Source organism: Promicromonospora kroppenstedtii DSM 19349 (assembly GCF_000515355.1).
Lineage (GTDB): Bacteria > Actinomycetota > Actinomycetes > Actinomycetales > Cellulomonadaceae > Promicromonospora > Promicromonospora kroppenstedtii.
Map to the genome: position 1 here is coordinate 15392 of NZ_KI911594.1, position 6433 is coordinate 21824.

General features: G+C 71.3%; 5 protein-coding genes. 2 read left to right on the plus strand and 3 right to left on the minus strand.

Annotated elements, in window-relative coordinates; all coding sequences use genetic code 11:
- Window positions 1-58 precede the first annotated feature (58 nt).
- The 3 genes from PROKR_RS03090 to PROKR_RS03100 are packed head-to-tail and all read right to left on the minus strand — an operon-like array spanning window position 59 to window position 3734.
- A complete protein-coding gene (locus tag PROKR_RS03090) occupies window positions 59-943 on the minus strand; it encodes a sugar ABC transporter permease (protein WP_051432626.1) in 885 nt (294 codons plus the stop codon).
- The gene (locus PROKR_RS03095) at window positions 943-2511 is read right to left on the minus strand and encodes an ABC transporter permease subunit (protein ID WP_036959447.1); all 1569 of its coding nucleotides are present in this window, start codon (window positions 2509-2511) and stop codon (window positions 943-945) included. The genes PROKR_RS03090 and PROKR_RS03095 overlap by 1 nt, the downstream gene beginning before the upstream one ends.
- Window positions 2511-3734 carry a sugar ABC transporter substrate-binding protein gene (locus PROKR_RS03100; protein ID WP_036959464.1) on the minus strand — a complete coding sequence of 408 codons (1224 nt, stop codon included), beginning with the start codon at window positions 3732-3734 and terminating at the stop codon, window positions 2511-2513. The genes PROKR_RS03095 and PROKR_RS03100 overlap by 1 nt, the downstream gene beginning before the upstream one ends.
- A gap of 196 nt (window positions 3735-3930) precedes the next feature.
- Between PROKR_RS03100 and PROKR_RS03105 the strand changes: the two genes are divergently transcribed.
- The gene (locus PROKR_RS03105; RefSeq protein ID WP_036959448.1) at window positions 3931-4980 is read left to right on the plus strand and encodes a LacI family DNA-binding transcriptional regulator; all 1050 of its coding nucleotides are present in this window, start codon (window positions 3931-3933) and stop codon (window positions 4978-4980) included.
- A 101-nt stretch (window positions 4981-5081) separates the two neighbouring features.
- Window positions 5082-6433, plus strand: a 1352-nt coding sequence (locus PROKR_RS03110) for a glycoside hydrolase family 13 protein (RefSeq protein WP_036959465.1), incomplete at its 3' end; no start/stop codon positions are given.

A 6433-nucleotide genomic window follows, 5' to 3' on the forward strand; every position in this document is an offset into this window, starting at 1 on the left:
TGTCGGCGATCGCACTGCACCGGCGGCTGGTGGCCCCGGGCTCGTAGACGGGGCCCACTCAGCCCTTGACGGAGCCCGCCGTCAGGCCGCCCACGATGTACTTCTGCAGGAACAGGAACAGCGCGAGCACCGGCACCGCCGAGATCACGGCGCCGGCGGTGAACAGGCCCCAGTTGGCGTCCTGCAGCGAGGAGACCCAGCCGTAGAGGCCCACGGCGAGCGTCCAGCTGTCCTCCGACTGGAGCAGCACCCGCGCGATGATGAACTCGCCGAACGTGCTGATGAAGCTCAGCAGCCCCACCACGGCGAGGATCGGCGCGGTCAGGCGCAGCACGATGGTCCAGTAGATCTGGGCGTGCGAGGCGCCGTCGATCTTCGCGGCCTCGTCGATCTCCCGCGGCACGGTGTTGAAGAACCCGTACATGAGGAACGTGTTCACACCGAGCGCCCCGCCCAGGTACACGCAGATCAGCGACAGCTTGGAGTCCAGGCCCAGGCCCGGCACCACGTTCCCGAGCGAGATGAGCAGCAGGAAGATGGCCACGAACGCGAGCATCTGCGGGAACATCTGGATCACCAGCAGGGCCGTGAGCCCCACGCGGCGTCCGCTGAACCGGAACCGGGAGAAGGCGTACGCGGCCGCCGCGCCCATGAGCACGGTGCCGGCGCCCGTCGCGACCGCCACCACCAGGGTGTTGGCCATCCAGGTCCAGAACCGCGTGCCGGCGAGCGCCGCGTAGTTGGCCCCCGACACCGACGCGAACAGCTCGTTCGAGCCGGTCAGGGTGCCGCCGTCAGCCAGGGAGGCGGAGACCACGTAGACGAGCGGGAAGCCCGCGTAGACCACGGCGATGATGCCGACCAGATGCCGCCAGCCGATCTCGGAGAACCAGCGGGCGCGCTGCCCGGGACGCCGGGCGACGTGTGCTGTGCGCGAGTTCATCAGGCGATCTCCTCGAGCGATCGGGTGCGCCGGAACGCGAGGGCGGAGATGGTCGCGACCACCAGGAAGATGACGATCGACAGGGCGCTGGCCAGGCCGTAGTCCTTGGCCGCCGTGCCGTCGAGCCCGGAGACCGAGTACACCATCGAGATGAGGATGTCCGTGTGCCCCAGCGGCACCGAGGCGTCGTCGAACCGCGGGCCGCCGCCCGTGAGCATGTAGATCAGCGTGAAGTTGTTGAAGTTGAACGCGAACGACGAGATGAGCAGCGGCGCCGTCGCGACCAGCAGCAGCGGCAGCGTGATGGACCGCCACGTGCGCCAGCGGCCGGCGCCGTCGATCTTCGCGGCCTCCAGCACGTCGGTCGGCAGCGACTGCAGCGCGCCCGTGCAGATCAGGAACATGTACGGGAAACCAAGCCACAGGTTCACGCCCAGCACGGCCAGCTTGGCCAGCACGGGGTCGGTGAGCCACGGGATCGAGGCCCCGCCGAGCAGCACCTCGTTGACGAACCCGTGGGACCGGTTGAGCATGCCCGACCACAGCAGGGCCGCCAGGAACCCCGGGATCGCGTACGGCAGGATGACGAGCGTCCGGTAGATCCGGCGGCCGCGCAGGCGGGCGTCGTTGAACGCGATCGCCAGGAACAGGCCGAGCAGGAACGTGGACGCGACCGAGAGCACGGCGAAAGCGAACGTCCACACCAGGATCTTGCCGAACGGCCCGGCGTACCGGTCGTCGCCGAACGCGGTGACGAAGTTGTCCAGGCCCACCAGCACGCGCCAGCCCACGGGCAGCGTGGTGCCGTCGGCGGCCTCGAACTGGCCGTCGTCGTTGGGTGTGTACGTCACGCCAGTGGTGGTGTCGGTCATCGTGTCGGACGCCGAGTCATACTCCAGCGTGGACGTGAACACATAGCCGGTGCGGGCGTCCTGGGTGCGGACCGAGCCCTCGTTCGGGTCGTCCGACACCGGCACCCGCAGCTCGGTGACCTCCTGCTGCCGCTCCAGGACGGCGGCGTACTCCAGCACGTCGTAGCCGGGCAGCGCGGTGACCTGGCCGGCGTCGACGGAGGCGCCGTCCACGGGCTCCAGCGGCTGGTCGGCCGTGCCGGCCTGCACCGCGCCGTCGGGCGAGACGATCGCGAAGCCGAGCGTGTCGCCGTCGGCCACCACCGTCAGGGGCGCCGACGGCGAGCCCTCCACGCGGCGCTCGTTCTGCACCAGGAGGGCCTCGATGGCCTGCTCCTTGGTGGAGTTGTGCCCGTCACCGTAGTTCGTGAACGCGACGTAGCCCGTGTAGGCCACCACGTACACCTGGTAGACGAGCAGGAACGCGAGGCCGGGCAGGATGTACTTGAGCGGCAGCGCGCGCTTGGAGAAGTAGGCCCAGTTGGCGACGATCAGGAGCGCCACCATGGCGGCCAGCACGCCCCAGGACTCCGCGCCCCAGGCGGCGAGCACCGCGTAGACGCCCAGGGCGTCGACCAGGGCGATCAGGACGAGCTTGACGAGAAACCCGGGGCTCCAGCCGGTGCGGCCGGAGCCCCGGGTCACGGGTGAGTACATCAACCGATCTCGCCCTGGATGTCGGCGACCATCTTGTCCCAGGCCTTCGCCGGGTCGGACTTGCCGGAGACGATCGCGGCCTCGGTCACGCCCCAGTACGCCCACACGGCGCCCATCTCGGGCAGCGACGGCATCGGGACCGCGTCGGCGCCGACCTCACGGAAGCCCGCGGTGATCGGGTCCTCGGAGGCGGTGTCGGCGGCCTCGATGAGGGCCGGCGGACGGTCGCCCGCCTCGTACAGCGCGAGCTGCGCCTCGGGGGTGGCCATGTAGTTGACCAGGAAGTCGTTGGCGAGCAGCGCGTTCTCGCTCTGCGCGCTCACGTAGAAGCCGGCCACGCCCACGAACGGCTGGGCGGGCTCGCCGCCGGCGCTCGGGATCGGGTCGATCGACAGGTCGAGGTCGCCGAACGACTCCAGCATCCACGGGCCGCCCACGATGAACGGCGACTCGCCCTTGGCGAAGGCCGCCAGCGCGATGTCGTAGGTGACGTCGGTGCTCAGGTTGCCGGCGTCGCCCTGCTCCGCGAGCCACTCGGCGAAGGCGGTGCCGCCCTCGCCCCCGAGGGCGAGCTCGGGCTTGTACGAGCCGTCCGCGTTCTGCTCGAAGACCGGGGCGCCGAACGACGTCTGCAGCGGGTAGAAGGTGTAAGGGTCACCCTCGGTGGAGGTCTGGATCAGCAGCGGGTACTTGGTGCCGGCGTCCTTGCCGGCCGCGATCGCGTCGTCCCAGGTGGCGGGCGCCTCCGGGGCGAGCTCCGTGTTGCGTATGAGCGCGATGTTCTCCACCGCGTAGGGCAGGCCGTAGACCTGGCCGTCCTGCGTGAACGCCGAGACGGAGACCGGCTCGAACTTGTCGGCCGTGTCGCCGAGCTCGATCGGGGCCACGACGCCGTTGGTCGTGAGCTCGCCCAGCCAGTCGTGCGCGCCGACCGTGATGTCCGGGCCCTTGCCCGTGGGCACCTGCGCCAGGAAGTCGGGGCGGATGTCCTCGAAGTTCTTCAGGACCACCTCGACGTCGGCGCCCGTGGTCTCCTCGAAGCCGACAGCGGCCTCCTCCACGGCGGCCTGGCGGGTCTCGTCGACCCACACGGTGAGGGTGGCACCCTCGCCGTTCGGTGCGGCCGACTCCTCGCCGCCCGCTTGCTCCTCCGCGCCGCCCGCGCAGGCGGCCAGCGCCAGCGTCGTGGTCAGGACAGCGGCGGTCAGGATGCTCCGTCGCATCGTCACTCCCGATGGTTCGCGGCCCGACGTCGGGCCTGGGTTTCGATGCCCGAACCGTACGGGCACAGCGGCCCATTATGCAAGAAGTTGCGATAAAGTTTCAGCACCGCTTGCAGCCGTTACCAGGACGACGGCGGCGACCGCGGGGCGCGACAGGGGCGCGACACCCGTGGATCACCCGGGACGAGGAGGTCACATGTCACTTAGGCTGCCAGGCGTGCGCACCCGACTGACCGACCTCGCCGAGCAGGCTGGGGTCTCCACCGCGACCGTGTCGCGCGTGCTCAACGGCAAGCCCGGCGTGGCCGGCGAGACCCGGCAGGCGGTGCTCGCGGCCCTCGACGTGCTGGGCTACGAGCGCCCGTCCGCGCTGCGGGCCCGACCCGCCGGCCTCATCGGCCTGGTGGTCCCCGAGCTGTCCAACCCGGTCTTCCCTGCGTTCGCGCAGGCCATCGAGTCGCAGCTCGCCTCGCGCGGGTACACGCCGCTGCTGTGCACGCAGTCGCCGGGCGGCACCACCGAGGACGAGTACGTCGAGACCCTGATCGACCACGCGGTCGACGGCATCGTGTTCGTGTCCGGCAAGCACGCCGACACGCGCGCTTCCACGGAGCGCTACCAGCGGCTGCGCGGCCGCGGCCTGCCGATCGTGCTCATCAACGGCTACGCCGAGGGCATCGACGCCCCGTTCGTGTCGCCGGATGACAGCGCCAGCATCGAGCTCTCGGTGCGGCACCTGGTGGCGCTGGGCCACCGCAGCATCGGCATGGCCATCGGGCCGGACCGGTTCGTGCCGGCCAAGCGCAAGATCGAGGCCTTCGTGGCCCAGCTCCTGCGGCACGGCCTCGCGGACACCGAGGAGGAGGCGCGCGCGCACGTCAGCCTCACGCTCTACACGCTGGAGGGCGGCCAGGCCGCGGCCGGCGAGCTGTTCGACGCCGGGCACACCGCCGTGGTCTGCGGGTCCGACCTGATGGCGCTCGGCGCCGTGCGCGCAGCACACGCCCGTGGCCTCTCCGTGCCCGACGACGTGAGCGTCGTCGGCTACGACGACTCGCCCCTGGTGGCGTTCACCGACCCACCGCTGACGACGGTGCGGCAGCCCGTGGCCGACATGGCGCACGCGGCCGTGAGCGCACTGCTCACCGAGATCCAGGGCGAGCGCGCGCCGCGCTCGGAACTGTTGTTCACCCCCGAGCTGGTGGTGCGCGGTTCGACGGGCGCGGCCCCGCACGCCACCGCCTGAGGGCTGTCTGACGCAGCACACTGGCCGATCGGGGGCGATTCCTCCCGTACGCTTGCTGCAAGCGTTACAGCCCCTTTTCCCGACCCCTGAGGACGCCACACGTGACCAGCACGACCTCGCTCAGCACCGTCGACCTCACCGCCGGCGCGCCCGCCCACACCCCCGCGACCAGCGGCGAGTGGTGGCGCGACGCGGTGATCTACCAGGTCTACCCGCGCTCGTTCGCGGACGGTGACGGCGACGGGACCGGCGACCTGCCGGGCGTCACCGCCAAGCTGGACCACCTGGCGCAGCTCGGTGTGGACGCCGTCTGGCTGAGCCCGTTCTACCGCTCGCCCCAGAAGGACGCGGGCTACGACGTCGCCGACTACCGCGACATCGACCCGCTGTTCGGCACGCTCGCCGACTTCGACGAGATGCTCGCCGGCGCCCACGAGCGCGGTCTGAAGGTCATCGTCGACCTCGTGCCCAACCACTCCTCCGACCAGCACGCCTGGTTCCAGGAGGCGCTGGCCGCCGCGCCCGGCTCGGCCGAGCGCGAGCGGTACATGTTCCGCGACGGGCGCGGTCCCGCCGGCGACGAGGTGCCGAACAACTGGCAGTCGATCTTCGGCGGCCCGGCGTGGACGCGGCTGGCGCCGCGCGAGGACGACGGCCCGCTCGGCCCGCAGTGGTACCTGCACCTGTTCGACTCGACGCAGCCGGACCTGAACTGGGAGAACCCGGAGGTCCGCGCCGAGTTCGAGGGCGTGCTGCGGTTCTGGCTCGACCGGGGCGTGGACGGGTTCCGCGTCGACGTCGCGCACGGCATGATCAAGGCCCCGGGCCTGCCCGACTGGGACGGCCAGGTCGCGATGGTCGAGGGCACCGTCGAGGAGGCCTCCGAGTCCGACCCGGGCGCCCCCGAGGACGGCTCCACGGGCGCGGGCAACCGCGGCCCCATGTTCGACCAGGACGGCGTGCACGACATCTACCGCGCCTGGCACAAGGTGCTCGCCGAGTACGACGGCGACCGCTGCCTCGTGGCCGAGGCCTGGGTCGAGCCGCTGAGCCGCCTGGCCCGCTACGTGCGCCCGGACGAGATGCACCAGGCCTTCAACTTCTCGTTCCTCACGGCGCCCTGGGACGCCGCGACCGTGCGTACCGTCGTCAACGCGTCGCTGAGCACCATGGAGGCCGTCGGCGCCCCCACCACCTGGGTGCTGTCCAACCACGACGTGGTGCGGCACGCCTCGCGCTTCGGCCTGGAAGAGATCGGCGGGCGTCAGCTCAACGGCATCGGCGCGACCGACCCGCAGCCCGACGCCGCGCTCGGCCTGCGCCGCGCCCGCGCCGCGACGCTGCTCATGCTCGGCCTGCCGGGCTCGGCGTACGTGTACCAGGGCGAGGAGCTGGGCCTGCCCGACCATACCGCCCTGCCCGACGACGTGCGGCAGGACCCGTCCTTCTTCCG